Below are 26,177 nucleotides of genomic sequence, written 5' to 3' on the forward strand. Positions count from 1 at the left end.
CAGGCCGGGGGTAGAGAGCGCGCACGGAACGCACCCCCCGGAGAGGACGGTGAGGGCCTCGGTGTGCCGTGTGCGCGTACGTGAGGGTTGTTCCGGGAGATGACTCTCTACGGGGGCCCTTCCCGCGTCGTTTCGGGCCTCGTGGGGGTAGAGAGCCCCCCTCTCTATCTCTCTCTCTTTTTCCTCTCTACGTGTCTTCTGCTGCTCTCCCTCGTGACGACCCGTCACGGCCGGCCGGGGGGTAGAGAGGCCGTAGAGAGACAACTGCTCTCTACGGGCCGTCGTCGCGCTCACCGTTCCCCACCGCCCTCGTAACCCGCCAGAACGCGCCGCGCGTACGCAGGCAGCAGCGGGCGGTACTCCTTCTGGCCGTCCGCGAACTTCGCCTTCGCCCACTCCTCCCGAGGGCCGGTCACCGCCGTGACTTGCCCCTGCAAGGCGCGGGTAGTCTCCGTGCGCTCCTTTGCGGCCTTGTGGTGCTCCGACCAGAGGTGCGCGAGCCGAGCGGTGTTGACCCATAGCGTGGTCACCTCGGTGAGCGTTCCTACGTCAGTGCGGGTCATCATGACGCCGGGCGCGACTTCCTGGCCGAACGACCGCACGGTGGGGGCTTTCGTGCCTCGGTGCCAGACCGGCAGGCCGAACTGCTCCAGCGCCCACGGGATGACGGTCTCGGTGAGGCTGTTCTCGCCGGGGAGGTACTCGCCGTCCTTCTCCTCGCACCAGGTCGCCACGGCATCCTGTGCCCAGGTGCCGGTGCCCGCGATCTCGTCCAGCAACCACGCGCCAGCCGAGACAACGGCGAGGTTGTCGCCGTAGCGGCCCGAGTAACGCTTCTGCGCCTCTGTGAGCCGGGTGAGGTACTGGTCGGAGTGCGCAAGCGCGAACTGCACGAGCCACCCCGCGTACTTGGTCAGGTTCCCGTGCTTGCGTCGGAGTGCGGTCACGTCGCCCCACTGAGGCTCACCTTCGCGACCAGATTTGCGAGACGTGCGCCCGGTGACCGGCGGCGGACTTAGCAAGATCGCGCGGTCGGTGAGGGCCTTCTGCCCCTGGATCCCGAGCCCCTCGCCGGACAGCAGGATCGGGGCGACGAGTCCGATCCGGGCGGTCGTGGTGTTGTCGTTGCGCTTCTTGTTCGCGGTGACGCCCATCGTCGCGCCCCGGAGGATCTCGTCCAGCGCGGCCAGGTCGTTGGCGTCGTCATTCCAGACGATCCCGGAGCGATTCACTGACACTTTGTCTCGGAACGAGGCGGTGGTACTGAGCTCGTGCCCGGTGTTCGATCCCGACAGTTGCAGGAGGTCACCGAACGCGCCGGTGGTCTTGGCCGACCCGGAGTGCGCTTCAAGTGCCATGAACGGGAAGAGCGCGGTGCGCTGCATCGTCTGAGGCTTGAGGAAGCACGCGGCCCACCAGGACCCGAAGACCGCCATTGTCTCCTCGTCGTGAAAGGTGAGCACCTCACGGACGACCTCACGAGCGGTCGCAAAGTCACCCTCGAAGCCGTACTCGTACTCAGCTCCGAGCGTCTGCAGCCGGGGGTCAGCGACGACGCCGACACTTTCCTCCCACCCGTCGTGGTGACCGTCCGGTCGGATTACGCCCGAGAAGGTCACGAACGACCGCGATGCCTCGTCCCACCCGAGGTGTTCGACGACGCGGGCGCTGCCGTGGGTGTTCGTCTTGAGGAACCTCAGCATGCGGACGCCGGGCAGCATGGCGACCGACACGTTGGACGGGTTGTTCCAGGATGCCTCGTAAGGCGCGAGGAACGGGCGCAGTTTCTTCTCGTCGGAGAGGAGTTCGGGCGTCAGCACCACCGAGTGCACGCCCGTCGTGGTGCGGAGTAGCGCGAGGTACGCCTTCACAACCCCGCCCGCCTCGACCACTCGCCCGAGCGGCTCCAGGTCAAAGTCGGCCCACGGGAGGGTGAACGCTTCGACGTTCCCTTTCGTGGTGCGCTGACACTGCACGTGGAGCACGCCGTCCTTGCTCACCAGGTAGCCGGTGGTCTCGTCCGGTGGGAGATCGACGGGGAACTGGCGGGTGGCTGGCGCAAGCTCCTCCGAGGGAACCATGTGCACCGGCGTGTGGTCGCTGATCTTGGGACTCATCGGGTGGTACCTCCGTATTTCGTGATCGCGCGGTCGAGGGCGACGTCCCACTCTCGGGCGGGGTCCTCGCCGGGCGTGTGGGGGCTCTCCAGCCAGACGTCGCGCCCGAAGCCGAGCGCCTCGGGGACGCCGCCGTGCCCTTCGGTCGCGAGCTTGACCAGATGGATTTGCCAGCGGAGCATCGCCTCGTGGCCGGTGAACGCTTCGCCCGCGATGAACGGCTTCACTGCGCGGGCTACGGCCGGGGTAACGGCTCGGCCTGCGCGTTCGGCGAACCAGGTCGAGGCGTTGCCGAGGTAACGGGCCTCGTCCGCCGTGGTGGTGCCGACTTTGCTCCCAGCGAGAAGCGCGGGTGGTGGGAATGCGACTGAACGGACGGGCGGCAGAAGGTAGGGGGCGACCACGTATCCTCCTCGGCTCTTCCGGTCCACGCCGGGCAGGATGTGATTGATGGAGGTGAACCGACCGGCGAACCAATAGTGGGTCCCGAGTCCGGAGAGCGACGGGAACCCGGGGACGCCGATCGCGTCGAGGTCGATCCCGTGAAGCGCCAGGGACTCGTAGCCGTTGGGCTTGCCCGGCTTGAGGTCCACGTCGATCACGGCACGGTGCACGACGCCCGGTGCGATGGCGGGGAGCGCATCGGGGTACTGCTCCCAGAATCGCCGGATACCGCTGGGGTTACCCGTCGCCTGGCGCTCCCAGTTCATGAACCCGGGCTCAGGCGTCTTGTCCGCTTGTACAGGGAAGACGGGCCAGCCGTTGGCCGCGTTAGCGAGGGCGATGTCGCGGTTTCTCATCCGAGCACCCCGGCCCGGATGAGGTGACCAATGGTCGCGCCGACGCTCGGCCCGAAGATCAGGAGCGAGAAGGTGATCGCGCCGTAGAACAAGTGGTCGTGGAAGGCTTCGCGAGATTGCCGCGAGGGGTGCAGGAGGCTCATCGTGACCCACCCCCGGCGGGGGCAGGCTCGGCGAAGATGAGTCGGAGCAATGCTTCGAGATCAGGTTGTTCGATCTCAGCCTGAGCGAACTCGACGGTGGGCGAAATGGGCATGGTGGATCCTCAAAATCCACCACATCGGGTGACGCCGCCTGCCCGTCAGTGGTTCCTTCGCGCCCCGGTGACTTTGCTGTCTTGCGTCCGACTAGCTCCCTAGGGCTTGGCCGGTCTTTCTAACCCGCGTCATCCGGGCTTCGTTCTCTTTGGTCGTAGGCGCTGTTTCTGTTGTGTGCGCTTCCGATAAAACCATAGAGAATCCGGGTGGATGTAGCTTCTCAGCTGGGAGTCTGCTGCATGACTCTGAGTCAAGATTGCGAGCGTCTATCACGCCTGGTTGACTCCCCGCCGGGTGGTTCCCGTCACCTGTTGTGTGCACGACGCGGCCCCGGCCTTGAAGCCGGGGCTTCGTCGTATCCGCGAGGCGGACCGCCACCTGATGCCGCCCCCAGCCCTAGGTGTCGACTCGCTAAGTCGTTTCATGAAATAGGAGGACGCGGAGAGGGCGTCTGCACGGCCGATTAAGCTGCCGACGAATTATCTTTTGATCAGGGATTTTCATGTGCTTCGCATCGGCTCCCTGTAGAGCGCGTCTTGACACTCCCTCCATTGCTCAAAAATAGCCTCCAGGTTTTCTTCCGAATTGGGCTCGAAAACCGCGGTTTGGTGCTAGCCTTCGATACACCAACACCGAGAGGAGGCCAAACCATGGCCGAAGAAGTGACCGAAGAGGGTGCGAGCGAAGCCGCCAAGAAGCTTCGCTCGCGCAACGGAGTCCCGCGAGTGGCGCTCGAAACGATCGAGGCATCGGTTAACGCGATCTGGCAGGTCGCTCGTCGTGGCGAAGCCGCGCCCGTCACGGTCGCTCGCGCGATCACCGGCAAGCAGGATGCCAAGGCAAGCGGTGGCGCATGGCAGAAGCGCGTCGCCGCGCTGCGCGCCTTCAACGTGATCGAGCGCGGCTCGGCTTTCAAGCTGAGTCCTATCGGAATCGCGATCGCGAACTCGGCCGATGTCGAGCGACACACCAAGGGCTTGCGGGAAGCGGTGCTCAGCATTCCCGCATACCAGAAGTTCTTGGAGCGCGCAGACGGCGGGGAGCTCCCTCCCATCGCGCTGCTGGCGAGCGACATCGAGTTCGAGTACGAACTGTCGAACGCCGACGCCGTGACGGCGGCAAACGCATTCGTTCAGAGCGCGCGGTACGCCGGACTGGTCGACGCAGACGGCCACGTGTCGCTCGCTGGCGTGTCGGTTCCCGCCGACGGAGCCGAGGTCGACCCCGATGCCGAACCCGACGATGATACTGAGGTCGAGAGCGCGGCTGCTCCTGCAGGCCAGCCGGCACCGGTTGCTGCTCCCGCTCCCTCGGTGCCCGAGATTCAGCCTCCTGCTCAGCCCGTCACGGTGAGCATCCCTGCGCCGGCGGCGCTGGCGGTGGGCGGTTCGCCGGTCACCGTGAAGGTCAGGATCGACATGACGGAGTGGGCTGCGGACGACGCCGTGAAGGTGCTCAACGCTCTCGGCTACGGAGAAGACGCCAGTGAGTCCGAGTGATGACGGCCAGCTGATCTTCCGGGCCAGTCAGCCCCAGCTGCTCGACGGCATCCGGAACTTCGGCGTCGGCAACGGCGACGTGGTTTCGGATGACGTCCAGCGGGTGTTCGAGCTGACCGGTCTGGTCGAGGCGAACGGAGGCGGTGGATCGCTCGGACTCACCGCCTCCGGGCTTGCCCTCTACAGGGCAGCGTGGGTACAGCACGACGAGCCGGCGACGAAGCGTCTGCTCGGGCAGGCGCTTCGCGCGCTCCTGCCCATTCAGGTGCTCGGCCAGGAGCTCGGGAACACCGATCCCATCCCAGAGTCCGGTGCGGTCCACCTGCTCGCTCTTCACCGCGTCGTGCCGCCGACGTTCACCGCCGACGACGCCCGCCTCACCTTTCGCTGGCTCAACGACCTCGGCGTCGTCGTCTACTCGCGCCAGAAGAAGACGGTCCGGTTCGTCCCCGACGATCCGGGTGCGGCGAAGGCGGGCGAGGTCGGATCGTTGGGGGCAATGATCTCGCCTCGCACCCCATACTCCAACGTGGTCCGGTTGCGTCGTGTTCTTCGCACCCAGAGCGGCGTCGTGACCTGGGCCGACCCGCACTTCGGTGCACGTGCACTCGAGGAGCTCGCCGACGAGCTCGACCCGTCGAAGGTCACGGAACTGCGCATCATCTCGGGCGACGCCCCCAACGTGTTGTCCCCGCGTAGCTTCAAAGACTTCCAGCGCTTCGAGCAGGAGATGTCGAACAAGGGGATCACTGTCGAGTGGCGGGTCGACAGCGCACGCGACTGGCACGATCGGTTCCTGGTCGACGCCAATGGCTCGTTCAACATGCCACCCGTGAACAACCTGTTCAAGAACGAATACTCGGAGATCCTCCCGAGCGACTCTAAGCCTCCGGTCGATGAGTGGTGGGCGCGTTCCTCGCGGCGCACGGCCTGATCGAACGACCTAGTACGGCCACTCCACCACAAGCGTGTCACGCGGATGGTCGTTAATCGGGGTGCTTAGCTGCCGCTCGAAACCGGCGGGGTTGTCGATCATGTTGACGAGGTCGTAGACGACGAACACCATGCGGTGCACGTCCGGGTGAGTCAGGTAGGTCGTTGAATCGAGGATGATCTCATTACGCAGATCGACCGTCCGACGACCAGATCTAGTCACCTTTATCTCGATGGCTGTGCGCACATCGGGAAGTAGGAAGTCCGGGATCGTCGCGCTCCCGGCGAACGTCGGCGCGGTTTCCTCAGGGCGGACGTCGTCGTACACGAGGCGGAGCGCGTTCTCGACGGCGTCCTGGAGGTCATATTCCTTCGCCATGACCAGGGAGACCTGGTCGACGCGTCGCGGACCCACCAGCGGCTTGAGGGCGGCGGGCACCCGGCGCAGTATGTTCAGCAGCCGATCGTGCGTCGGCAGGGGCATCGACTGCACGCCAGGCCGCGAGGCGACCTGACCGGTGCTCGTCGAAACTGCAACCACCGGCGTCGGCGTGGGTGGTGCTGGAGTCGCGGCGGCGGTAGCCGTCGGAGCCGCTGCCGGGCCTGACGCGCCGGCAGAATCCCACGTCAGGAATCCGTGGTCGGTTAGGGTCCCACCCGCAAGGTCGACCGCCGCCTGTAACTGTCGCAGCTCTTGCTCTCGTGCAGGCAAGGCGATGAAGCCACGGTCCCTGATGACATGGACTAGTTGCTCTACGAGTTTCCGAGCACGAACAGGGTGTGCACGCTCAAACGCGTCGCGCACCTTCTGAGCCTTGTTCGGCGAGTTACGCGGCACCTGGAGACCGGCGGTATTGATCGCAACATCGATCGCTGTGCCGGGCGGACCGTCGCCATTCAAGAAGATGGACGAGAGCGCGCCAATCAACTCTGGTGGCACCCTGCGGACGCCACTTGGCGACGGATCACTCATTCCGCAATTCTGGCACGGGAGCAGATCGTCTACGACGGCTACGCTAACCGAACGAAGTTGCCTTATTCCCGGAGGTCCTCATGGCGCAGATCGGTCCTTGGACCTGCCAGCACTACCAGCCCGATGGGTGTACCAAGCACCAGAATCCGGATCTGAGTCGTGCGGTCGGTCACTCCTGCTGCGGACGGTGCTTTCAGGGCAGAGCGCACAAGACTGAAGCGTGGGGTCACGCGCCGCTGATCGAGCACGCCTACTACGAGGGGCTCGTGACGCCGGGCGTATGTACGATCTGCGAGCAGGGACCGCACTAGCGCCGCGCATATCGTCCCGGCCTCCCGTGGGGGCTTCCTGGACAAGAAGAAGGCCCGACGCCCGCTTGGGGGCCGGGCCTTCTCGATTCAAGGGAAGGGCGCGGAGCGTCACCCTTCCATGATGAACTCGCGCTGCTTCGGATCGGAACACGCTTCCTTCTCGTCGGCACGAAGTTCACGGTCGCTGCCAGCTTCCTTCAACGTCTGCTGCAACTGCGCGATGCACTCCTCGGTCTTCTTCGCCTCCGCGTCGCCTCCGCCGCATCCGGTGAGCCCCATCGTTGCTAGCACCACAATGGCTAGTGTTGCGGATGTCTTCTTGATCATTCATTCGTCCCTTTCGCTGAGCACGCACCCCCAGAAGTGGAGTGCAGCTTTCCGCACGATAGTGCAGGTTTCCGCACTGTGGATATGCACCACGCCACGTTGGACTGTTTTCGTGACATATCCGACGCGCGAGCCCAACTTCGAGGCGCTCTGGCTCGCCCTCGCCCGACTCCGGCAAGAGCGCGGATGGTCCTACGATGAACTGGCGGAGCGATCAGGCGTCAGCCGTCGGACGCTCATTGAGATGGAACATGGCCAAAGCAATGGTCGTCTCGAATCGTGGTTCCGCATCGCCGAGGCGTTCGATGTCCCGCTCGGCGATCTAGTTTCCGTTCTCTAGCCGCACGTCCTCGGTAGGGTTCGATTATGGAGTTCTGGGACACATTCTGGGCAACAATGTGGGGTGCGCTTGGCGGTGCTGTGGTTGGCGCTGCCGCAGCCTGGCTATTCTCGCTCGATCTGCGGAGAAGGGAGCGAGAGGATCGTGCGCAAGACAGGGAGCAGGAACGACTGGATCGTGTCGCCGAGCGCGAAATGGATCGCGAGGCCCGCCGCGTCGAACGGCAGGAGCAACGGGATTGGGAGTACGAGGAACGCATTCTGGCAGAGTGGCCAAGCGTTCTTGAGGCGGTACACGACTTTGCTAACGCCTGTCGAGCGGTTTACGACGCCAGGCGCACACATGGTCCGGTCGGTAGTCGGCATGATCATTACCGCCTCTCACTGGCCTCAGTCACACAAAGGCTGTTCGAGGCGGCGACAATCGCGAAGGACGTGGATCACTCGGTCGTCAGTGCTATCGGGAAGCTGACAGCAACGACTCCAATGCACTCAGACGTGCAGCTGCGCACTATGGATCAAATCGTTAGTGTGCTGGGTGACTACATGGCAGCTTCGCCCGAGCATAGGTCTGATGCGATGCAGAAATTGCAAGATGCGCTCACAGAGTTGATTGCGACTGCGGAACGCGAGAGCGCGGAGTTCTTGTCGGAAGAGGGCCTCCCTCAGTAGATGGCGCGGGCTTCGGCTAGGTCTTCCTGGACATGGAGAAGGCCGGACGACTCCGGTGAGGGGGCGGACCTTCTCGGTTCAAAGGAAGACCGCGGTGCGTCAGCCTTGTATGAGGCCGGGTCGCGCTGGCTCGGCTATCGCGACGACCGCCTCAGCCCCAGCGAGGAACTTGTCAAACATCGAAACCACCACCGTCAGATCCGGAGCCGCCTTCGCATCCTGCGCCGTCAGATCCGCGTACGCCGCCGTGTGGTTGCGCAGCGCCTGAGACAGAAACTGCCGTTCTCGGGGTGCCGTCGTGTTCTCCAGTAGATCGAGGGTCTTCTCGGTCGCATCGAGGATTCGGTTTGACAATGCCGCGCGACGATTCCGCGCGTACTCGCTATGCACGCCCCGAGCCTTCGCCGCCGCCTCGGGAGTTCCCGACGAACCCGATCCGATCATGGCGAAGGCGACGCCGGGGGCGTCCCGCACGATGCGAGTAATCACACGTGGGTGCACCCCCGTCGCCTCGTGAACCTCGCGGCGGGTCTTGCCCGCCTTCACGAGTTCGATCACCTGCGCTTCGACCTCCGGGGCCGTGCGCCTGCCCGCCGCCATGACTCAAACGCCCTTCACGGCCACCGCATCGCGGCGGAGGCGCAGGCCGTCCAGCTGCTGCACGCGGTAGTCGATCTCGATGTCCCTCTCCAGGCCCTCGTCAATGTTGAGCGCCGCGTAGCCCTCGGGATCAAGCCGCGCCACTCGCGACATGGTCCCGAGCGAAGCCGCGCCCTCCAGCGTATCGGTGAGCAGGTCGCGCCACGCCGACACGAGGTTGGCGTCAGCGGTGAGGTCGCGGACACGGACCGCTGCCGGGACGCCCCGCTCGATGAGCTGCTCGAACACCAGCTCGCGGACCTCGGCGATCACCCCGGCCGGATCGGTTGATGCGAGCGCCTCCTCGGACACCTCGATCCACTGTGCGATCGCGGCCAGACGCAGCGGGTTCGCATCGAAGATGAGCGCCTCCAGTGACCGGCCCGCGGACAGGAGAGCAGTGACCTTGCGCCACTCCGCCTCCTGGAGCGCCACCTCATCGCCGTTCTTCGGGGCGAGCGCGTCCAGTACCTCGGCGATCTGCGCGTCGGCGTCTGCGTCCTTCGCGTCGGGGATCTGCTCGGCCAGAACGGCGCGGGCCTCCATGATCCGCGTGAACCGCTCGCGGTGGATCGCGGAGTTCGTGTAGTTCGGGTTCTGGAAGTCCACTGCCTGCGACAGGGAACGCCGGAAGGTCAGGAACGTCTGCACGAAGGGTGCGGTGTTGATGGTCATTTTGGATCTCGATTCTCTGGGTGTGCCTCGCCCTGGGCGGACTGCTGTCCTGGGTGGGTTTGGCCCTGGGTGATCCGTCAGCCGTTGCTGGCGGAGATTTCCGGGCGCGACAAAACCGTGCGAGACCCCAACGCACAAGTCACCACGTCGAGAGAGCGCATCACGCGGCCTCGATCTGCCACTCGAACGGCGGGAGGAGCGAGTAACTCTGCTCACGGGGGCGATGGCCGCTGTCGCGTTCGCGGGACTGCTGGTGGCCATCATGCGCTCGGATGAGGTGCGGGGCATCCTCACGGGGCTTGTCCGCCGCGCCCTGACCGTGTCGTGACGGCCCCTCGCGAGCGACCGCGGGGCGGGAGCGAACGAGGCGCCGTCGCGGCGGAGCTCGCCATGGCGCTGCCCGCCGTCGTGCTGGTGCTGCTGCTCGGGGCCGGGGCTCTCGCGGCCGCGTCCCGGCAGGTGGCGCTCCAGGATGCGGCAGCGGACGCAGCCCGCCTGCTCGGACGGGGCGAGGACACGGCGACGGCTGCGCGCATCGTGCACGCGGCGGTCCCCGGCGCCGGGGCCTCGTTCGCCTCCACCGGGGACCTGGTGTGCGCCACGGCGACGCTCCGGGTCTCGGTCGGCGCCGTCATCAGCTTCCCCTTACGCGCCTCGAGCTGCGCTCTCGATGGGGGCCGTTGATGGCGGGCTCGGCGCTCGCGGCCGCCCTCCTCGTCGTGAGCGCGACCTTGTCCGTCGGGCTCGCGGCGGTGGGCGGTGCGGCGGTCACGGCACAGCGCGCGGCGGGTGCGGCCGACGCCGCCGCACTCGCCGCGGCCGATGCCGCCAGCGGTGCCGTGGCGACGGCGGATGAGCCGTGCGCGCTCGCGGCGAGGGTCGCCGCGGCAGGCGGGGCGGCGTTGACGAGCTGTTCGCTGGAAGGGTATGTGGCGACCGTGTCTGTGGAGGCGGCGTACGCTGGACTCGCCGCCGTCTCCCGAGCCCGCGCCGGGCCACCCGAGGAATCATGACGGCGGCCTTACCCCTCGCCCGCTGTGAACGACCCCGAATAGCGGTGTGTATGGTGTGCTTCGAAGAAAGGACGCCCCTTGGCTGAAGGCAAGAAGCTCGTCATCGTCGAGTCCCCGACGAAGATGCGGTCTATTCAGGGATACCTCGGCGACGGTTACGAGGTGCTCAGCTCCGTCGGCCACATCCGCGATCTCGCCGACAAGAAGGACATCCCGGCCGAGGACAAGAAGGCGTACGGCAAGTACTCCATCGACATCGACAACGGCTTCGACCCCTACTACGTGGTGTCGGACCGCAAGACCAAGACGGTCGCCGAACTCAAGCGCGCGCTCAAGCACGCCGACGAGGTCCTGCTCGCCACTGATGAGGACCGCGAGGGCGAGGCGATCGCCTGGCACCTGCTGGAGACGCTGAAGCCGAAGGTGCCGGTCAAGCGCATGGTGTTCCACGAGATCACCAAGGACGCGATCCAGGCCGCGGTCGGCAACACCCGCGAGCTCGACCATGCCCTCGTCGACGCGCAGGAGACCCGGCGCATCCTCGACCGCCTCTACGGGTGGGACGTCTCGCCCGTGCTCTGGTACAAGGTCAAGACGGGGATCTCCGCCGGCCGGGTGCAGTCCGCCGCGACGCGCCTCATCGTCGACCGTGAGCGCGAGCGCATGGCCTTCGTGTCCGCGGAGTACTGGGACGTGGATGCCGACGCCGCGGCGACCGGCACCTCCTTCCGCATCCGCCTCGTGCGCGTGGACGGCGGACAGCTCGCCCGGGGGTCCGACTTCGACGACACCGGGAAGCTCAAGAAGGCGGTCGTCGTCCTCGACGAGGCCAAGGCGGCTGCCCTGGCGCGAGCCGTCGACGCCGCGGGGGCGGGAACCGTCACCAAGGTCGAGGCCAAGCCCGGCACGCGCAGCCCCTACGCGCCGTTCACCACCTCCACCATGCAGCAGGAGGCGGGCCGCAAGCTCTCGATGAGTGCGAAGCAGGCGATGAGCGTCGCCCAGCGCCTCTACGAGAAGGGGTACATCACCTATATGCGTACCGACTCCACGGCGCTGAGCACCCAGGCGGTGCAGGCGGCGCGGAGCCAGGCCGTGGCTCTCTACGGCGACAGCGCGGTGCCCCTGAAGCCGCGCGTGTACAAGTCGAAGAGCAAGAACGCCCAGGAGGCGCACGAGGCGATCCGTCCCTCGGGGGAGAACTTCCGCACGCCGTCCTCGCTGTCCGGCGAGCTCGACCGCGAGGAGCAGCGGCTCTACGACCTCATCTGGAAGCGCACCGTCGCCAGCCAGATGTCGGACGCGAAGTACGAGACGACGACCGTCACCATCGCGGTCGAGGCGGACGGCCAGACCGCCGAGTTCACCGCCTCGGGCACCGTCTACACCTTCAAGGGCTTCCTGGAGGCGTACGAGGAGGGGCGTGACGAGAAGCGCAGCGACGCGGACGCCGCCGAGAACCAGTCCCTGCCCGCGGTCTCCGTCGGGGATGAGCTGGCCGTGTCCGCCGCGGAGGCGAAGGGGCACCGCACCACGCCGAAGCCGCGCTACACCGAGGCCTCGCTGGTGAAGGTGCTCGAGGAGAAGGGCATCGGCCGTCCGTCGACCTTCGCCACGATCCCGGAGACCATCCTCGATCGCGGGTATGCGGTCAAGCGTGGTCAGGCCCTCGTGCCGACATGGCTCGCGTTCAGCGTGGTGCGTCTGCTCGAGGAGCACTTCGCCGAGCTCGTCGACTACGACTTCACCGCCGCGCTGGAGGACGATCTCGACACCATCGCACGCGGCGAGCAGAACCGCGTGGAGTGGCTCAAGTCGTTCTACTTCGGCTCCGACTCGCACGTGGGGCTCCGACAGGTCGTCGACAACCTCGGGGAGATCGACGCCCGGGCGCTGAACTCGACGCGGATCACCGACACCGCGACTCTCCGCTTCGGCAAGTACGGTCCCTATCTCGAGGTGGCGGACCCGAAGGATCCGGAGGCCAAGCCGCGGATCGTCAACGTCCCCGAAGACCTCGCGCCCGACGAGCTCACGCCGGAGAAGGCCCAGGAGCTCATCGATGCGCCGGTCGCCGGTGACCGCGTCCTCGGCGTGAACCCGGAGAACGGCAAGGTCGTCGTCGTCAAGGACGGCCGCTTCGGTCCCTACGTGCAGGAGAACGATCCGGTCTCCGACGATGCCGCCGTCGACGAGGCCACCGGTGAGGTCGTCGACCTTCGACAGGCTCAGGCACCCAGCGCGAAGGGGAAGCGCGGCGCGAAGAAGGAAGCAGCGCCCAAGCCCCGCACCGCCTCGCTGTTCCGCTCGATGTCGGTGGACACGATCGACCTCGACACCGCACTGCAGCTGCTGAGCCTGCCCCGCGTCGTCGGCGTCGACCCGGAGACGGGTGACGAGATCACCGCGCAGAACGGGCGCTTCGGTCCGTATCTGAAGAAGGGCACCGATTCCCGGTCACTGGAGAGCGAGTCGCAGATCTTCGACGTGACTCTGGAGCAGGCACTGGAGATCTACCAGCAGCCCAAGTACGGCGCCCGCCGGGCGTCGAGCGCGCTGGCCGAGTTCGACGCCGACCCGGTGAGCGGCAAGCCTATCCGTGTGCGCGACGGCCGGTTCGGGCCGTACGTCACCGATGGTGAGACGAACGTCACGATCCCGCGCGGACAGACCCCGGACGACATCACGTTCGAGATCGCCGTGCAGATGCTCGCGGACAAGCGCGCCAAGGGTCCGGCGCCCAAGCGTGGAGCGGCCAAGAAGGCACCGGCCAAGAAGGCCCCCGCGAAGAAGGCTCCAGCCAAGAAGGCTCCGGCGAAGACGGCCGCCTCCACCGCGAAGAAGTCCACGGCGAAGACGTCGACCACCTCCGCGGCCCGCTCGGCGGCGGCGAAGAAGGCGGCGGCGACCCGGGCGGCGAACGCGGCGGCGAAGGCGGCAGAGAAGGCGGACTCGTGACCGCAGGCTCCGGCCTCTGGATCACGCTGGAGGGCGGGGACGGCTCCGGGAAGACGACCCAGTCGAACCTCCTGGCCACCTGGCTGGAGCAGAGCGGTCAGACGGTCGTGCGCACCCGGGAGCCGGGAGGTTCCGAGGTCGGGCAGCTCATCCGCGACATCGTGCTCCACCACCGCGGCGACATCGCCCCGCGTGCGGAGGCGCTGCTCTACGCCGCCGACCGCGCACACCACGTCGCCACGGTCGTCCGACCCGCACTCGCTCGCGGTGAGATCGTGCTGCAGGACCGCTACCTCGACTCCTCGGTGGCCTACCAGGGCGCCGGACGTGTTCTGGACGCCACGGAGATCCGCGACCTGTCGCTCTGGGCCGCCGAAGGGGCTCTTCCGGATCTCACCGTCCTGCTGGACCTCGATCCGGCCACCGCGCGCATGCGCCTCGATTCGGCCGACAAGCCGTTCGACCGGCTGGAGGCCGAGAAGGAGGCCTTCCACTCCCGCGTGCGCGAGGCCTATCTCGACCTGGCCCGCGCGGAGCCTGGGCGGTTCCTCGTGATCGATGCCGCGGACGCACCCGAGCGCATCGCCGACCGCATCCGCGCCCGGGTCTCCGCATTCTTCGACTGATCCTCCCCGGAGACATCGTCATCCGGACGGACGCGGAGTCGCCGGGTGGTGGGAGCGTCGGCGGTGCCGATTAGGCTGAGTGCATGCCCTCGACCCTCGCCCCGCCTTTTCCGTGGGCAGACGTCTGGGGGCAGGAAGCCGCCGTCGAGACGCTGCGCTCCGCCTCATCCGATCCGGCCGCACTCTCGCACGCCTGGCTGATCACCGGCCCTCCGGGGTCCGGGCGATCGACGCTCGCCTATGCCTTCGCGGCCGCGCTCATCGCCGAGGGGCCCGACGACGAGGCCACGATGCGGCAGGTCCTCGCCGGGACGCACCCCGATGTGACCGCATTGCGCACCGACAAGGTGATCATCACCATCGCCGAGGCGCGCGCCCTCGTCGAACGCTCCTACTTCGCCCCGTCCGCCGGTCGCTACCGGGTCATCGTGGTGGAAGACGCCGATCGGATGGTGGAGCGCACCTCCAACGTGCTGCTCAAGGCGCTGGAGGAACCGCCGGAGCAGACCGTCTGGATCCTGTGCGCGCCGAGTGAGGCCGACCTCCTCCCCACGATCCGGTCGCGCGTGCGGTCGCTCCGTCTCCGCGAACCAGACGTGGCGGACGTGTCCCGCCTCATCAGCCTCCGCACGGGTGTGGACGAGGCGGTCGCCGAGCAGGCCGCCCGACACGCGCAGCGGCACATCGGCATGGCTCAGCGTCTGGCCACAGACGATGCCGCGCGCCGACGCCGCGACGAGACGCTCCGTGCCGTGATGGGGGTGCGCGGGGTCAACGACGCCGTCGAGGTCGCCGGGCGCATCATCCAAGCGGCGACGGAAGACGCCAAGGCCCTCACCGCCGAGCGGGACGCGGCCGAACGCGCCGCCCTGCTGCGCACCGTGGGGGTCGCCGAGGGTCAGGCGGTGCCTCCGGCGCTGCGCGCTCAGGTGTCGGCACTGGAGGACGATCAGAAGAAGCGGGCCACGCGGAGTCTGCGGGACGGTATCGATCGCGTCCTCACCGACCTCCAGTCGCTCTTCCGCGACGTCGTGATGCTGCAGTACGGTCGCGGAGACGACCTCATCAACCGCGAGCTCCATGCCGAATTGGCCGGGCTCGCGTCCGCATGGAGCGTGGAGCGCACGCTCGTCGTGCTCGACCACCTGGCCGAGACCCGTGAGGCGCTGGAGCGCAACGTCGCCCCCCTGCTCGCGCTCGAGAGTTTGCTCGTGACCGTCACGAGCGGGAGGAAACCGTGAAGACTCGATCCCTGCCCCGCCTCCGTCGCTCCGCGGCGCTCATCGCCGGTCTGGCCGCCGCCTCGGTCGCGCTCTCCGGGTGCCTCTACGCCATGATCCCGGAGCAGTCCTCGAAGCCGGCCGTGGAGAAGACGCCGGACACCGAGGGCGTCGCCGAAGAACTCCTGCCCTACTACTCCCAGGAGCTGGACTGGACAGAGTGCGGCCAGGGCTTCGACTGCACCACCGTCACCGCCCCGCTCGACTGGGAGGACCCGAGCGTGGGAGAGATCGAGCTCGCCGTGGTGCGGCACCGCGCCGAGGGCGAGGCTGTCGGCTCGCTGCTCACGAACCCCGGAGGACCCGGTTCCAGCGGCGTCGACCTCATCCAGGGCAGCTTGGACTACGCGGTCGGCCCGGCGCTCATCGAGAACTACGACGTGATCGGCTTCGACCCCCGCGGTGTCGGGGCCTCCACCGCCGTCACCTGCTACGACGCGAAGGAGATGGACGACTACCTCTACGGCATCCCCGCCGCGCCGCGGGGCACCCCGGAGTGGGAGTCCGAGCTGCTCGACTCCGCTCGCGCCTTCGGAGAGGCGTGCGACGCGAACAGCCAGGGGATCCTGCCGTACATCACCACGGTCAACGCCGCCCGCGACATGGACCTCCTCCGCGCCGTCCTCGGCGACAAGGAGCTCAACTACCTCGGGTACTCGTACGGCACGTTCCTCGGCGCGACCTACGCCAAGCTCTACCCGGAGAAGGCCGGACGGCTCGTGCTCGACGGGGCGATCGACCCCTCCGTCCCCGGTCTCGACGTCGGCGCCACGCAGGCACTCGGCTTCGAGTCGGCACTGCGGGCCTACATGCAGAACTGCCTCGACTCCGGCTCCTGCCCCTTCAGCGGGACGGTCGACGAGGCGATGGCCGATCTCGGCGCCCTGCTCGCGAGCGCGGACCGCACGCCGTTGAAGAACGGCGACGGCCGGCTCATGGGCGCCGACGCCCTGATGACGGCGATCATCGCGGCGCTGTACTCGGAGGACAGCTGGGAGATCCTGACCCAGGCCCTGGACGAGGCGCTGCAGGGCGACCCGTCGACGGCCTTCCGCCTCGCCGACTTCTACAACGGTCGGGAGAACGGCACCTACATCGACAACTCGACCGAGGCCTTCCGTGCGTACAACTGCATGGACTACCCGGTCGAGGACGACCCTGCGGCCGAGGCGGCCACCGAGAAGAAGATCGCGGAGGGGGCGCCGACCATCGCTCCGTACTGGTCGGGACCCGACCCGTGCGAGGTGTGGCCGTATCCGCCCACCGGCACCCGCGAGAAGATCACCGCGGAAGGCGCGGGTCCCATCGTCGTCGTCGGCACCACCAACGATCCCGCGACCCCGTACGAGTGGTCGGAGTCGCTCGCCGACCAGCTCTCCGAGGGCGTCCTCATCACCCGTGTGGGCGAGGGACACACCGGCTACAACAAGGGCAACGTCTGCGTGGATGACGCGGTGGAGGCCTTCCTGCTGGAAGACGTGGTGCCGGAGGACGGCCTGCGCTGCGAGTGAGCGCGCCTCGATTCGCGAGCGAGCGCGAGACAGGGTAATATCGGTGATCGCGCCGCTCACGCGTCGCACGCCGCTTTAGCTCAGTCGGCAGAGCATTTCACTCGTAATGAAAAGGTCGTCAGTTCGATTCTGACAAGCGGCTCAGGAAAACCCCCGGAACCCTCGTGGTCCCGGGGGTTTCCTCGTCTCCGGGCCCGGCCGTGGGGCGTACGCTCGGAGCATGAGCAGAGCGCTTCTCATCGTCGACGTGCAGAACGACTTCACCGAGGGCGGCGCCCTGGCCGTCCAAGGTGGTGACGCGGTGGCCGCCGCGATATCCGCCCACCTCGCGTCGCACGCCGCCGACTATGAGGTCATCGTGGCCTCCCGGGACTGGCACGACGCGGACGGCGACAACGGCGGGCACTTCTCCTCCACCCCCGACTACACCGACTCCTGGCCCGTGCACTGCGTCGCCGGCACCGCGGGGGCGGACTACGATCCGCTGCTGGTGACGGACGGCGTCACCCACCACGTGCGCAAGGGTCAGGGGCGCCCGGCGTACTCGATGTTCGAGGGGGTGTCCGACGACGGGGCGACGGTCGCCGCGGTCCTCAGCGCCGCGGGGGTCGTCACGGCGGACGTCGTCGGCATCGCCACAGACCACTGTGTCCGCGCCTCGGGACTCGACGCGATCGCCCACGGCGTCCACGTCCGCATCCTCACGGACCTGATCGCCGGAGTCGCCCCCGAATCGAGCGCCGCGGCCCTCGCCGAACTCGCGCATGCCGGTGCCGAACTCCTCGAGAGCGCGGAGGCGTGAGTCGCAGCGTCCTCCTCCTCCGCGCGGTCAACGTCAGCGGACGCAGCAGCGTACCCATGGCCCGGCTGCGGGAAGTCCTCGACGCCGAGACCGACCTGCAGGACGTCTCCACCTACATCGCCAGCGGCAACATCGTCTGCGGGACCCCGCGAGACCCGGCGGCGTCCTGCGCGACGGTGCGCGCGCTGATCGCAGCCGAGTTCGGTGTCGACACCCCGGTCATCCACCGCACGCACGCCGAGCTCGCCGACTCCGAGGCGGCCCAGCCCTTCCCGGAGGGGGATCTGAAGCTGGTGCACGCGATGTTCCTCGAGGGTGCTCCGGCGGCCGGCGCCCTCGACGCCCTGCAGGGACGCCTCGTGCCGGGCGAGCGTCTCGCCCTGGTCGGGCACGATCTGTGGATCGACTACGCCGCCGGGGGAGTGCACACGACCAGACTCACGAAGGCGGTGCTCGACCGCGCGCTCGGGACTGCCGGGACGGCCCGTAACCTGCGCACCGTGCGGAAGCTCATCGCCCTGACGGCATGACCACCGCGCGGCTCAGCGCGGCCGGTGGCACCTGAGCGTGCGCGGCCAGGTCGACCCGGCGGGAATCGCAGCCGACGCAACGGACGTAGACGACGACGCCCTCGCTGGTGGGATGGCACGACTCCACGAGCCAGGCGTGCTCATGGGTGTCGGCGGGGGAGGCGAGCCGGGGGATCGGAAGGGTGTCGGAGGAGGTCATAGGACCAGCGTGATGTAATGGTCTTATGCATCTCAACCCTTACGGCGAGTATGCGGTGCTCCTCGCCGCCTCCCTCGCGAACGACTGGCCGGAGGACCGCGCGGGGATCGAGGAGCGCACGCTCGCGCTGGGGATGACGCAGACGTTTCCGCCGGCCTCGGACGACCACGCTGAGGTGCGCGCCGTGATCGACGACTGGCTGGCCATCGTCGACGAACCGGACGCCGATGCGCGGGCCGCTCTGCTCAACGATCAGCTCGCCTCCGCTGGGGCCTATCCGCGGCTCACCAACCACGATGACGAGGGGTGGCATCTGCACTATCGCGACGACGTGCGCTCGCTGCCCTTCGTGCTGCGCGCGATCATCAACCTCGGCACCGCGCTGCACCTCGTGACGAGAGGGATGAACCGTCTCGGACGCTGCGACGCTCCGCCGTGCACGAACGTCGTCGCGGATGTGACGCGCAACGGCCGCCAGCGGTTCTGCTCCGTGAGGTGCGCGAACCGGGCGGCCGTGCGGCGCCATCGGGCGCGCGTCAGCTGAGCGTCAGGCGGTCTGCCCCGCGTGCTTGCCCTCGCCGATCTCCTCGACGAGCTTGGCGTTGAACGCCGGGAGGTCGTCGGGGGTGCGGCTCGACACGAGACCCTCGTCGACCACGACCTCCTCGTCCACCCAGCTCGCGCCGGCGTTGCGGAGGTCGGTCTTCAGGCTGGGGTAGCTCGTGATCGTCCGACCGTCGACGACACCGGCCTCGATGAGGATCCAGGCGCCGTGGCAGATCACGCCGACGGGCTTGTGCTGCTCGAAGAACGCACGGGCCAGGTCGATGGAGGCCTGATCCATGCGGAGGTGGTCGGCGTTCACCACGCCGCCCGGCAGCACGAGCGCGTCGAACTGGTCGGCGGAGGCGTCGGCGGCCTTCAGGTCGACAGCCTGCTCATGTCCGTTCTTGCCGGTGATCGCGGCACCGTCCGGCGCGATGAGAGTGGCGCTCGCGCCCTCCGTCGTCACCGCCTCCCAGGGGCTCGTGAGCTCGCTGTCCTCGAAGCCGTCCGTCGCCAGGAATGCCACGCGGTTTCCGGTGAGAGTCATGGTCCGTCCTTTCGGTGGGAAGTCGCCCTGTTCCGGGGACTCCTCGACCCTCTCGCAGGGCTCCGGGCGTCGCCAGGGGGTGGCCAGCCGGAGACGACGGTGATACAGAGCGGCCGCGCTGGAGGGAAGGGCATCGGCGACTCGATACGATCCAGACATGCGCCTCCGTCCCGCTCTCCTCCTCCTGCCGGTGCTGGTCGTCCTCGCCGGCTGCACGCCGGCCCCGGAACCGACGCCGACCGCGACCTCCAGCGACACGGCGACGCCGTCGTCCTCGCCCGCCCCCACGCCGACCCCGACGCCCGCGGAGACGTCGTCGCCGCCGGCCGCCGGTGCCTTCACGAAGGTGCAGCTCGTCTCCCTCTGCACCGACAAGATCCGCACGATCTCGCCGAACGCCACGTTCTTCGCCGACATGGCGACCACCGAGTGGCTGGAACAGTCGGCGGTGTGGTTCGTGGCCGTCCCGGAGACGATCGGCGGTCAGGACAACGTCGCCGTCTGCGGCATCGGGGGGAGCCCCGACGCTCCCGACTTCGTGATGCACGGCGAGACGCTGCCGGACGGCGTCGCCGGGATCCGCGACGACCTGCTCGCCGGGAACGCCGGCGGCGACGACTGAGGATGCGGTGGGCCCCGTGGGGCTCGAACCCACGACCCGCGGATTAAAAGTCCGATGCTCTGCCAACTGAGCTAGAGGCCCGTGCTCCCAGTCTAGGGGGCGCACGACGAGGGGCCGTCGGCGCCACAGCCGCCGACGGCCCCTTCACCTGCCCCGTGTCCCTCCTGACAACCGGGGAGGCCGTGTGCCGGTCGGGTCACCGGCACCGTCCCTGGCTTACTCAGCCGGGGGCATCAGGACCGAGTCGATGAGGTACACGGTCGCGTTCGCGGTCTGCACGCCGCCGCAGATGACGTTGGCGTCGTTGACCATCCACTCGTCACCGCTGCCGGTCACCTCGAGGTCGGCGCCCTGGACGGTGGTGTGCATGCCCTCGATGTCGGACGGCTCGATCTGGCCGGGGACCACGTGGTACGTGAGGATCGAGGTCAGCAGGTCGCTGTCGGTCTTCAGGGTCTCGATCGTCGCGGCGTCGATCTTCGCGAAGGCGTCGTCGACCGGTGCGAACACGGTGAACTCGTCGCCGTTGAGCGTGTCGACGAGGTTCACGTCGGGGTTCAGCTCACCGCTGACGGCCGAGACGAGCGTCGTCAGCATCGGGTTGTTCGAGGCGGCGACCGCCACCGGGTCCTGGGACATGCCCTGGATGGAACCGGCGCCGTCCGGAACCTCTTCGGCGTACGCCGCGCAGCCGGGACCGACGAGGTTCGCGGCGGGGTCCATCTCCATCGGCGTCGACTCCGACGACTCCGGCGTCGTCGGCTCCGACGACTCCTCCGTGCTCGTCCCGCTGCCCATGGAACATGCCGAGAGCAGGAATGCGCTCGCCAGACCCAGGGTGACTGCTGCGGTGACCTTCTTCTTGGTGCTGAACATGTCGAGCTCCTTCGAAACTCCGGCCACGGCCTCTCCGTGGCGTCGAGGGCTGTTCGGAAGCCTCCGCGGATCGGATGGGAGGAATTTCGAGATTCTCCGAAATCGGATCCGATCCAATCCGTTGCGGGGGGTCGGCGCGAACAGCACCCGACAGAGACGAGGACCTCATGGACCTGATCATCATCGGCCTGCTCGGCGGGCTCATCACCGGCATCTCGCCGTGCATCCTGCCCGTGCTCCCGGTGATCTTCCTCACCGGCGGCGCCCAGTCGGCGTCGTACGAGGGGGAGGCGGTGCCGGCGAAACGCAGCCGCCCCTACTTCGTCATCGCGGGGCTCGTGCTCAGCTTCACGCTCGTGACGCTCGCCGGGTCCCTTCTCCTCGGCCTGCTGAACCTGCCGCAGGACATCATCCGCTGGGTCGGCATCGCGGTGCTGGTCATCATCGGGGTGGGACTCATCGTGCCGCGGTTCCAGCACATCCTGGAGCGGCCGTTCCAGCGCTTCGGGCAGCGAGAGGTGAAGAACCGCGGTAACGGGTTCGGCGTCGGTCTCGCCCTCGGGGCGGTCTTCGTCCCGTGCGCGGGCCCTGTCCTCGCGGCCATCATCGTCGCGGGCTCCACCGGGCAGATCGGCGTCGGCACCGTGCTGCTCACCGTCTCCTTCGCGATCGGCGTCGCCGTGCCCCTGTTGGTCTTCGCGCTCGCCGGTCGCAGCGTCATCGAGCGCATCCGGGCTTTCCGCACGAAGGAACGGGCGCTCCGGATCGCCGCCGGGGTGGCGATGATCGCGCTCGCCGTGGGTCTCGTCTTCAACGTGCCGCAGGCGCTGCAGCGGCTGCTCCCGGACTACACCGCACCGCTGCAGGAGCAGATCGCCGACTCCGAGCAGGTGCAGGACGCCCTCGACCTCGGCGGCCTGGTCAACGAGGAGAACAAGGACCTCGACCAGTGCACGAACGGCGCGACCGAGCTCGAGTCCTGCGGAACGGCGCCGTCCATCAAGGGCATCCAGCAGTGGCTCAACACCCCGGACGGGGCAGCGATCGACCTGAAGGACCTGCGGGGGCAGGTGGTACTCATCGACTTCTGGGCGTACTCCTGCATCAACTGCCAGCGCTCCATCCCGCACGTCGTGGCCTGGGATGAGACCTACCGGGACGCCGGGCTGCAGGTGATCGGCGTCCACTCGCCCGAGTACGCGTTCGAGAAGGATCCGGGGAACGTCGCCGCCGGCGCACGCGACTTCGGCATCGAGTACCCCGTCGCGCTCGACAACACGCTCTCCACCTGGACCAACTACCGCAATCGGTACTGGCCCGCGCACTACCTCATCGACGCGGAGGGCACCGTGCGCCACATCTCCTTCGGTGAGGGCAACTACGCCGCGACCGAGAAGATGATCAGGGAGCTGCTGCAGGACGCCGACCCCGACGTCGAGCTTCCCGCCGCCACGGACGTGAAGGACGAGACCCCCGAGGTGGGGGCCACGACCCGGGAGACCTTCCTCGGCTCCTCGAAGGACGTCAACTACGGCGGCGGCGACGAGTACCGTCGCGGCGACGACAGCTTCACCTTCCCCGACGACCAGCCGGACGACAGCTTCGCGCTGGACGGGGACTGGACCGTGGACACCCAGTACGTGACGCCGATGGCTGACGACGCGCGGATCCGGCTGCAGTATCGCGCGGCCGAGGTGCGCATGGTCGTCGCGGGGTCGGGTGAGGTCGTGGTCACGGACGCCGACGGGAACGAGCAGACGATCCGGATCGACGGAACGCCGCGTTCGTACGGCCTGCTCGAGGAGGGCGACATCGAGAAGGGCACGTTCACGCTCGAGGTCCCCACCGGCGTCGAGGTGTATTCGTTCACATTCGGGTGACGTCTGCACGGGAAGAGGGAGGAGATACGGCATGCTTATGGAGATGGTCATCGATGGGATGGACGTCCCCGAGGACGGGGCGGCGCCGCAGGATGCTGTCGCCGACCTCCTCGTCCGCGTCGCCTCCGGTGATCAGGCTGCCTTCGCCGCGCTGTACGACTCCCTCTCCTCCCGTGTGTTCGGCCTCATCCTCCGCGTGCTCGTGAACCGCGCGCAGAGCGAGGAGGTGCTGCAGGAGGTGTTCCTCGAGATCTGGCAATCCGCTTCCCGGTTCGCTCCGAACAAGGGACAGGGACGAACCTGGGTGATGACGATCGCGCATCGCCGGGCCGTGGATCGGGTGCGGGCTTCGCAGTCGAGTGCGGACCGGGACGTGCGTGCGGGCTATCGAGACCTCGGCGTCGCGCACGACAGCGTCGCGGAACGGGTCGAACTGGGGATCGAGGGAGAGCGGGTCGTCGCAGCGCTGACGGGGCTTCCCGAGGCGCAGCGGGAGGCGCTCGTCCTCGCCTACTACGGCGGTTACAGTCAGAACGAGATCGCGGCGCTCGTGGGAGCACCGCTCGGCACGATCAAGACACGGATGAGAGACGGGCTGACCCGGCTCCGCACGGCGATGGGGGTGACGGCATGAACGAGAAGGACTTCGCAGAACTCGCGGCAGGTGCCGCGCTCCACGCGCTGTCGGCGGACGACGAGCGTCGGTACCGACGCGCCCTCGCCGAGCATCCGGAGTGGGCGGCGCAGCACGACGCCGACGCCGAGGCTGCTGCTCTCCTCGCTGACGGCATGGCTCCGGTCGCTCCGCCCGCCGGCATCCGCGCGGCCCTGCTCGCCCAGATCGCCCAGACTCCGCAGGATGACGCCACGGACCCCGAGGCCGACCCGGAGGTCCCGGCGGCGGCGAGTTCGATTCCCGCCGATGAGACGGCGCCCCGCACGCCCCGACGCTGGACCCGGCTCGCGTTCGCGCTCGCCGCATGTCTCGCGCTCCTGGTGGGTGTCGGTATCGGTGCCGTCGCCCTCAACGATCAGCTGAACCGGCCGGAGAGCGTCGTCGCGCTGCAGGAGATCGAATCCGCGGGCGATGCGCAGAAGGCCACGGTGGAGCTCGACGACGGTGCGACGGCCACCGCGCACTGGTCGGGCTCGGTCGGCAAGGCCGTGCTGGTCACGGATGGGCTGCCCGAGGTCGCGGACGGGAAGACGTACGAGCTGTGGTTCGTGCGCGGGGAGGACCCGATCGCCGCCGGCGTGTTCGATGTCGACGGTGGGGAGGCCACCGCGCTCCTCGAGGGCGAGATGCAGGCCGGCGATGCCATCGCGGTGACGGTCGAGCAGGAGGGCGGATCGCCGTCCGGACTGCCCACGACCGACCCGGTGATCGTCATCCCGACGGCCTGAGAGGCCCCGGTCCGGCGTACCCTGGAGGGATGCCCGAGCAGCACCACCGTCCCGTGCGTCGACCGACGAGCGCCTTCGACAACATCGTCGGCGCCCATGACCCCGCCGAGGAGACGCGCGTCGCGCACGCCACCGCCTCCGCGCTGCTGACCCGCGTCCGCGAGGACGAGAGCGGGGCGAGCGTCGAACGGCTGATCGCCTTCACGAGCGAGCACGGCATCGACGAGATCGCGGAACTGTGGTCGAAGGCGCCGTCGCGCACCCTCCCGGGGTCGCTGTGGCGGCTGTACGTCCTCCAGCTCGCCATCCACGGCGATCCGCGCACGGCGGCCCTCCTCTACGACCGCGGGCGGGTCGAACTGCCGTCGGCCGATGCCGTGGTCGCCGGTGCACCGGTGCCGGCGAGCCCGGACGAGCTCGTGGCGCTCATCGACACGATCCTGCGCGGCGCCTTCCGCGGCGACTTCGCCGTGGCGCTGGAGCGCGCGGCGGCGTTCTGCCGCGTCCAGGCCTCCGGCGCGACGCACACCGCCGACGACTACGAGCCGACGGAGCCCGCCCGTGCCAGCGAGCTCACCACGCGGGCGCTGCGGCTGAGCAGCTATGCCCAGGACCTCGCGGCGTCGGCGGCTCTGTGGCGCACCGGAGCGCTGGCCTGACTTCGGCTCTGTCGGGACGGCATCCGGACAGAGAAAGACCGGGCCGCAAGAACGCCTCTCGGCGGAAGGCCGCTCGCAGCGGCGAAAATTGGAGCCCGGGGTTATGCGGCCCGGCCACTCCAGTGTAACGCGAGGACGCGGTGGGTATTCCCGGCGGCCTAGGCTCGTCACATGACCCGTCGCTTCGCCCTCATGATCGATCCCGTCGCCGCCGACGAGCAGCGTGACGACTACGCCGACACGTTCACGCAGGTGGACGCCGCGGCCCCCGCCCTCAGCGTCGGCGAGCTGAGCACGCAACGGGGCGATGGCGTGTTCGAGTCCATCGGCGTGATCGACGGACATGCGCAGGAGGTCGTCCCGCATCTGGAACGCCTTGCGCACTCGGCGCGACTCTGCGACCTCCCGGTGCCGAACCAGGAGCAGTGGCGTCAGGCGATCCAGCAGGCCGCAGCACAGCTCGGTACGGGGGAGTCGGTCATCAAGCTGATCCTCAGCCGGGGCGTCGAGCACGGGCCGACGCCGACCGCCTGGGTGACGGCGGCTCCGGCGGCGGACTTCGAGGCGGTGCGGCGGAACGGCGTCAAGGTCGTCACCCTGGACCGCGGATACGACCTCGGCGCCGCGGAACGCGCCCCCTGGCTGCTGCTCGGGGCCAAGACGCTGTCCTACGCCGTGAACATGGCGGCCCTGCGCGAGGCCAAGCGCCGCGGAGCCGACGACGCGATCTTCCTGTCGAGCGACGGCTTCGTGCTGGAGGCTCCGACGGCCTCCCTCATCCTGCGCGTCGGCGACCGGTTCACGACCCCGGCCCCGAACGGCGGCATCCTGCACGGCACCACGCAGCTCAGCGTCTATGACCACCTCCTCGCACGCGGCTTCGAAGTGGGCTACGACCGCATCCCCGCCGCCGATCTGACGCAGGCCGATGCCGCGTGGCTCGTGTCGAGTGTGCGTCTCGCGACCGCCATCACCGCGATCGACGGCACGCCGGTTCCCGTGGACACCGCCCTCACCGACGACCTCAACACCTACCTCCTCTCCCCGCGCGACTGAGGAGGTCCTCCCGCTCCCCGGACACGAGTTCGGAGGTGCAGGACGACACGCCGACACTCACCGCCCGATACCGGTGTGTCCTCGATGATCTCCGAAGCTGTGCACGGCACAGGGCGGCAAGATGCT

General features: G+C 68.2%; 29 protein-coding genes, 2 tRNA genes and 1 pseudogene. 21 read left to right on the forward strand and 11 right to left on the reverse strand.

Annotated features, from left to right (window positions below; all coding sequences use genetic code 11):
- Nucleotides 1–290: 290 nt before the first annotated feature.
- From ACIGJI_RS11635 to ACIGJI_RS11645, 3 genes are read right to left on the reverse strand one after another with little or no spacing between them, the layout of a single operon-like run.
- Nucleotides 291–2,117 (reverse strand): hypothetical protein, encoded by a 1,827-nt coding sequence (locus ACIGJI_RS11635; RefSeq protein ID WP_366244030.1) that lies wholly within the window; start codon nt 2,115–2,117, stop codon nt 291–293.
- Nucleotides 2,114–2,917 carry a bifunctional DNA primase/polymerase gene (locus ACIGJI_RS11640; RefSeq protein ID WP_366244028.1) on the reverse strand — a complete coding sequence of 268 codons (804 nt, stop codon included), beginning with the start codon at nt 2,915–2,917 and terminating at the stop codon, nt 2,114–2,116. The genes ACIGJI_RS11635 and ACIGJI_RS11640 overlap by 4 nt, the downstream gene beginning before the upstream one ends.
- Complete coding sequence (locus tag ACIGJI_RS11645; protein WP_366244027.1) at nt 2,914–3,060, reverse strand: hypothetical protein; 147 nt, start codon at nt 3,058–3,060, stop codon at nt 2,914–2,916. The genes ACIGJI_RS11640 and ACIGJI_RS11645 overlap by 4 nt, the downstream gene beginning before the upstream one ends.
- 764 nt (nt 3,061–3,824) lie before the next feature.
- Here ACIGJI_RS11645 and ACIGJI_RS11650 point away from each other — a divergent pair.
- Nucleotides 3,825–4,673 carry a hypothetical protein gene (locus ACIGJI_RS11650; protein WP_366244025.1) on the forward strand — a complete coding sequence of 283 codons (849 nt, stop codon included), beginning with the start codon at nt 3,825–3,827 and terminating at the stop codon, nt 4,671–4,673.
- The gene (locus tag ACIGJI_RS11655; protein ID WP_366244023.1) at nt 4,660–5,607 is read left to right on the forward strand and encodes a hypothetical protein; all 948 of its coding nucleotides are present in this window, start codon (nt 4,660–4,662) and stop codon (nt 5,605–5,607) included. The genes ACIGJI_RS11650 and ACIGJI_RS11655 overlap by 14 nt, the downstream gene beginning before the upstream one ends.
- A gap of 9 nt (nt 5,608–5,616) precedes the next feature.
- Here the strand turns inward: ACIGJI_RS11655 and ACIGJI_RS11660 are convergent, their stop codons facing one another.
- Nucleotides 5,617–6,579 (reverse strand): hypothetical protein, encoded by a 963-nt coding sequence (locus ACIGJI_RS11660; protein ID WP_366244021.1) that lies wholly within the window; start codon nt 6,577–6,579, stop codon nt 5,617–5,619.
- Nucleotides 6,580–6,998: 419 nt separating this feature from the next.
- Nucleotides 6,999–7,217, reverse strand: a complete 219-nt coding sequence (locus ACIGJI_RS11665) for a hypothetical protein (protein ID WP_366244136.1) — start codon at nt 7,215–7,217, stop codon at nt 6,999–7,001.
- On the opposite strand from ACIGJI_RS11665, the gene ACIGJI_RS11670 reads away from it, so the two are divergent.
- The gene (locus ACIGJI_RS11670; protein WP_396667029.1) at nt 7,186–7,557 is read left to right on the forward strand and encodes a helix-turn-helix transcriptional regulator; all 372 of its coding nucleotides are present in this window, start codon (nt 7,186–7,188) and stop codon (nt 7,555–7,557) included. The two genes, ACIGJI_RS11665 and ACIGJI_RS11670, sit on opposite strands and share 32 nt — an antisense overlap.
- Before the next feature lie 26 nt (nt 7,558–7,583).
- A complete protein-coding gene (locus tag ACIGJI_RS11675; RefSeq protein WP_366244020.1) occupies nt 7,584–8,228 on the forward strand; it encodes a hypothetical protein in 645 nt (214 codons plus the stop codon).
- 99 nt (nt 8,229–8,327) lie between these two features.
- Here the strand turns inward: ACIGJI_RS11675 and ACIGJI_RS11680 are convergent, their stop codons facing one another.
- Nucleotides 8,328–8,786: a helix-turn-helix domain-containing protein gene (locus ACIGJI_RS11680; protein ID WP_366244018.1), complete on the reverse strand. Its 459-nt coding sequence runs from the start codon at nt 8,784–8,786 to the stop codon at nt 8,328–8,330.
- Between the two features lie 45 nt (nt 8,787–8,831).
- Complete coding sequence (locus ACIGJI_RS11685) at nt 8,832–9,542, reverse strand: hypothetical protein (protein WP_366244016.1); 711 nt, start codon at nt 9,540–9,542, stop codon at nt 8,832–8,834.
- Nucleotides 9,543–9,765: 223 nt separating this feature from the next.
- Between ACIGJI_RS11685 and ACIGJI_RS11690 the strand changes: the two are divergent.
- The 10 genes and pseudogenes from ACIGJI_RS11690 to ACIGJI_RS11735 all read left to right on the forward strand — a co-directional run.
- Nucleotides 9,766–9,870: pseudogene (locus ACIGJI_RS11690) on the forward strand (DUF4244 domain-containing protein); the annotation flags it as partial.
- A gap of 62 nt (nt 9,871–9,932) precedes the next feature.
- Nucleotides 9,933–10,226, forward strand: a complete 294-nt coding sequence (locus ACIGJI_RS11695; protein ID WP_268776727.1) for a TadE family type IV pilus minor pilin — start codon at nt 9,933–9,935, stop codon at nt 10,224–10,226.
- Entirely contained in the window at nt 10,226–10,555 is a 330-nt protein-coding gene (locus ACIGJI_RS11700) for a helicase (protein WP_187662110.1), read from the forward strand. The genes ACIGJI_RS11695 and ACIGJI_RS11700 overlap by 1 nt, the downstream gene beginning before the upstream one ends.
- 78 nt (nt 10,556–10,633) lie before the next feature.
- The gene (topA, locus tag ACIGJI_RS11705) at nt 10,634–13,513 is read left to right on the forward strand and encodes a type I DNA topoisomerase (RefSeq protein WP_363447206.1); all 2,880 of its coding nucleotides are present in this window, start codon (nt 10,634–10,636) and stop codon (nt 13,511–13,513) included.
- Nucleotides 13,510–14,139: a dTMP kinase gene (tmk, locus tag ACIGJI_RS11710; protein WP_363447204.1), complete on the forward strand. Its 630-nt coding sequence runs from the start codon at nt 13,510–13,512 to the stop codon at nt 14,137–14,139. Before topA ends, tmk begins: the two co-directional genes overlap by 4 nt.
- Nucleotides 14,140–14,222: 83 nt before the next feature.
- Nucleotides 14,223–15,380, forward strand: coding sequence for a DNA polymerase III subunit delta' (locus ACIGJI_RS11715; RefSeq protein WP_187662107.1), 1,158 nt, complete (start codon nt 14,223–14,225; stop codon nt 15,378–15,380).
- Entirely contained in the window at nt 15,377–16,930 is a 1,554-nt protein-coding gene (locus ACIGJI_RS11720; RefSeq protein ID WP_268776730.1) for an alpha/beta hydrolase, read from the forward strand. The genes ACIGJI_RS11715 and ACIGJI_RS11720 overlap by 4 nt, the downstream gene beginning before the upstream one ends.
- A gap of 69 nt (nt 16,931–16,999) precedes the next feature.
- Nucleotides 17,000–17,072, forward strand: a tRNA-Thr gene (locus ACIGJI_RS11725).
- Nucleotides 17,073–17,150: 78 nt separating this feature from the next.
- A complete protein-coding gene (locus ACIGJI_RS11730; protein ID WP_187662105.1) occupies nt 17,151–17,732 on the forward strand; it encodes an isochorismatase family protein in 582 nt (193 codons plus the stop codon).
- On the forward strand, nt 17,729–18,262 hold the full coding sequence (locus ACIGJI_RS11735) for a DUF1697 domain-containing protein (protein ID WP_363447202.1): 534 nt from the start codon (nt 17,729–17,731) through the stop codon (nt 18,260–18,262). The genes ACIGJI_RS11730 and ACIGJI_RS11735 overlap by 4 nt, the downstream gene beginning before the upstream one ends.
- Here the strand turns inward: ACIGJI_RS11735 and ACIGJI_RS11740 are convergent.
- Entirely contained in the window at nt 18,243–18,461 is a 219-nt protein-coding gene (locus ACIGJI_RS11740; RefSeq protein ID WP_363447200.1) for a hypothetical protein, read from the reverse strand. The two genes, ACIGJI_RS11735 and ACIGJI_RS11740, sit on opposite strands and share 20 nt — an antisense overlap.
- A gap of 25 nt (nt 18,462–18,486) precedes the next feature.
- Here ACIGJI_RS11740 and ACIGJI_RS11745 point away from each other — a divergent pair, with 25 nt between their 5' ends.
- Complete coding sequence (locus ACIGJI_RS11745; protein WP_292794911.1) at nt 18,487–19,005, forward strand: CGNR zinc finger domain-containing protein; 519 nt, start codon at nt 18,487–18,489, stop codon at nt 19,003–19,005.
- Nucleotides 19,006–19,008: 3 nt separating this feature from the next.
- Here ACIGJI_RS11745 and ACIGJI_RS11750 read toward each other — a convergent pair whose 3' ends face one another.
- The gene (locus ACIGJI_RS11750) at nt 19,009–19,554 is read right to left on the reverse strand and encodes a type 1 glutamine amidotransferase domain-containing protein (protein ID WP_025104283.1); all 546 of its coding nucleotides are present in this window, start codon (nt 19,552–19,554) and stop codon (nt 19,009–19,011) included.
- A gap of 157 nt (nt 19,555–19,711) precedes the next feature.
- On the opposite strand from ACIGJI_RS11750, the gene ACIGJI_RS11755 reads away from it, so the two are divergent.
- Entirely contained in the window at nt 19,712–20,176 is a 465-nt protein-coding gene (locus ACIGJI_RS11755) for a hypothetical protein (protein ID WP_268776736.1), read from the forward strand.
- 8 nt (nt 20,177–20,184) lie between these two features.
- On the opposite strand, the gene ACIGJI_RS11760 is transcribed toward ACIGJI_RS11755, so the two are convergent.
- Together ACIGJI_RS11760 and ACIGJI_RS11765 are read right to left on the reverse strand one after the other, a co-directional pair.
- Nucleotides 20,185–20,257 (reverse strand) — tRNA-Lys (locus ACIGJI_RS11760).
- Nucleotides 20,258–20,392: 135 nt separating this feature from the next.
- The gene (locus tag ACIGJI_RS11765; protein ID WP_187662100.1) at nt 20,393–21,052 is read right to left on the reverse strand and encodes a fasciclin domain-containing protein; all 660 of its coding nucleotides are present in this window, start codon (nt 21,050–21,052) and stop codon (nt 20,393–20,395) included.
- Nucleotides 21,053–21,219: 167 nt separating this feature from the next.
- Between ACIGJI_RS11765 and ACIGJI_RS11770 the strand changes: the two genes are divergently transcribed.
- From ACIGJI_RS11770 to ACIGJI_RS11790, 5 genes are all read left to right on the forward strand, one after another.
- Nucleotides 21,220–22,932 carry a cytochrome c biogenesis protein DipZ gene (locus tag ACIGJI_RS11770; protein WP_363447198.1) on the forward strand — a complete coding sequence of 571 codons (1,713 nt, stop codon included), beginning with the start codon at nt 21,220–21,222 and terminating at the stop codon, nt 22,930–22,932.
- Nucleotides 22,933–22,963: 31 nt separating this feature from the next.
- Nucleotides 22,964–23,566: an ECF RNA polymerase sigma factor SigK gene (gene sigK, locus ACIGJI_RS11775; protein ID WP_187662098.1), complete on the forward strand. Its 603-nt coding sequence runs from the start codon at nt 22,964–22,966 to the stop codon at nt 23,564–23,566.
- A complete protein-coding gene (locus ACIGJI_RS11780; protein ID WP_187662097.1) occupies nt 23,563–24,336 on the forward strand; it encodes an anti-sigma factor in 774 nt (257 codons plus the stop codon). Before sigK ends, ACIGJI_RS11780 begins: the two co-directional genes overlap by 4 nt.
- A gap of 29 nt (nt 24,337–24,365) precedes the next feature.
- Nucleotides 24,366–24,995 carry a hypothetical protein gene (locus tag ACIGJI_RS11785; protein WP_060923078.1) on the forward strand — a complete coding sequence of 210 codons (630 nt, stop codon included), beginning with the start codon at nt 24,366–24,368 and terminating at the stop codon, nt 24,993–24,995.
- Between the two features lie 171 nt (nt 24,996–25,166).
- Nucleotides 25,167–26,051, forward strand: coding sequence for an aminodeoxychorismate lyase (locus ACIGJI_RS11790; protein WP_363447196.1), 885 nt, complete (start codon nt 25,167–25,169; stop codon nt 26,049–26,051).
- The last annotated feature ends 126 nt before the right edge of the window (nt 26,052–26,177 follow it).

It is taken from the genome of Microbacterium sp. NPDC064978 (genome assembly GCF_044543605.1).
In the GTDB taxonomy this organism is placed as follows: Bacteria; Actinomycetota; Actinomycetes; order Actinomycetales; family Microbacteriaceae; genus Microbacterium; species Microbacterium meiriae.

Coding starts and splice junctions, on each gene's coding strand:
- ACIGJI_RS11745 (WP_292794911.1), top strand. CDS start 18,487: ATGCATCTCAACCCTTACGGCGAGTATGCGGTGCTCCTCGCCGCCTCC.
- ACIGJI_RS11715 (WP_187662107.1), top strand. CDS start 14,223: ATGCCCTCGACCCTCGCCCCGCCTTTTCCGTGGGCAGACGTCTGGGGG.
- ACIGJI_RS11730 (WP_187662105.1), top strand. CDS start 17,151: ATGAGCAGAGCGCTTCTCATCGTCGACGTGCAGAACGACTTCACCGAG.
- ACIGJI_RS11670 (WP_396667029.1), top strand. CDS start 7,186: ATGGCTAGTGTTGCGGATGTCTTCTTGATCATTCATTCGTCCCTTTCG.
- ACIGJI_RS11685 (WP_366244016.1), bottom strand. CDS start 9,542: ATGACCATCAACACCGCACCCTTCGTGCAGACGTTCCTGACCTTCCGG.
- ACIGJI_RS11635 (WP_366244030.1), bottom strand. CDS start 2,117: ATGAGTCCCAAGATCAGCGACCACACGCCGGTGCACATGGTTCCCTCG.
- ACIGJI_RS11695 (WP_268776727.1), top strand. CDS start 9,933: ATGGCGCTGCCCGCCGTCGTGCTGGTGCTGCTGCTCGGGGCCGGGGCT.
- ACIGJI_RS11750 (WP_025104283.1), bottom strand. CDS start 19,554: ATGACTCTCACCGGAAACCGCGTGGCATTCCTGGCGACGGACGGCTTC.
- ACIGJI_RS11700 (WP_187662110.1), top strand. CDS start 10,226: ATGGCGGGCTCGGCGCTCGCGGCCGCCCTCCTCGTCGTGAGCGCGACC.
- ACIGJI_RS11765 (WP_187662100.1), bottom strand. CDS start 21,052: ATGTTCAGCACCAAGAAGAAGGTCACCGCAGCAGTCACCCTGGGTCTG.
- ACIGJI_RS11770 (WP_363447198.1), top strand. CDS start 21,220: ATGGACCTGATCATCATCGGCCTGCTCGGCGGGCTCATCACCGGCATC.
- ACIGJI_RS11650 (WP_366244025.1), top strand. CDS start 3,825: ATGGCCGAAGAAGTGACCGAAGAGGGTGCGAGCGAAGCCGCCAAGAAG.
- ACIGJI_RS11645 (WP_366244027.1), bottom strand. CDS start 3,060: ATGAGCCTCCTGCACCCCTCGCGGCAATCTCGCGAAGCCTTCCACGAC.
- ACIGJI_RS11790 (WP_363447196.1), top strand. CDS start 25,167: ATGACCCGTCGCTTCGCCCTCATGATCGATCCCGTCGCCGCCGACGAG.
- ACIGJI_RS11740 (WP_363447200.1), bottom strand. CDS start 18,461: ATGACCTCCTCCGACACCCTTCCGATCCCCCGGCTCGCCTCCCCCGCC.
- ACIGJI_RS11780 (WP_187662097.1), top strand. CDS start 23,563: ATGAACGAGAAGGACTTCGCAGAACTCGCGGCAGGTGCCGCGCTCCAC.
- ACIGJI_RS11755 (WP_268776736.1), top strand. CDS start 19,712: ATGCGCCTCCGTCCCGCTCTCCTCCTCCTGCCGGTGCTGGTCGTCCTC.
- ACIGJI_RS11785 (WP_060923078.1), top strand. CDS start 24,366: ATGCCCGAGCAGCACCACCGTCCCGTGCGTCGACCGACGAGCGCCTTC.
- ACIGJI_RS11675 (WP_366244020.1), top strand. CDS start 7,584: ATGGAGTTCTGGGACACATTCTGGGCAACAATGTGGGGTGCGCTTGGC.
- sigK (WP_187662098.1), top strand. CDS start 22,964: ATGCTTATGGAGATGGTCATCGATGGGATGGACGTCCCCGAGGACGGG.
- ACIGJI_RS11660 (WP_366244021.1), bottom strand. CDS start 6,579: ATGAGTGATCCGTCGCCAAGTGGCGTCCGCAGGGTGCCACCAGAGTTG.
- ACIGJI_RS11640 (WP_366244028.1), bottom strand. CDS start 2,917: ATGAGAAACCGCGACATCGCCCTCGCTAACGCGGCCAACGGCTGGCCC.
- ACIGJI_RS11665 (WP_366244136.1), bottom strand. CDS start 7,217: ATGATCAAGAAGACATCCGCAACACTAGCCATTGTGGTGCTAGCAACG.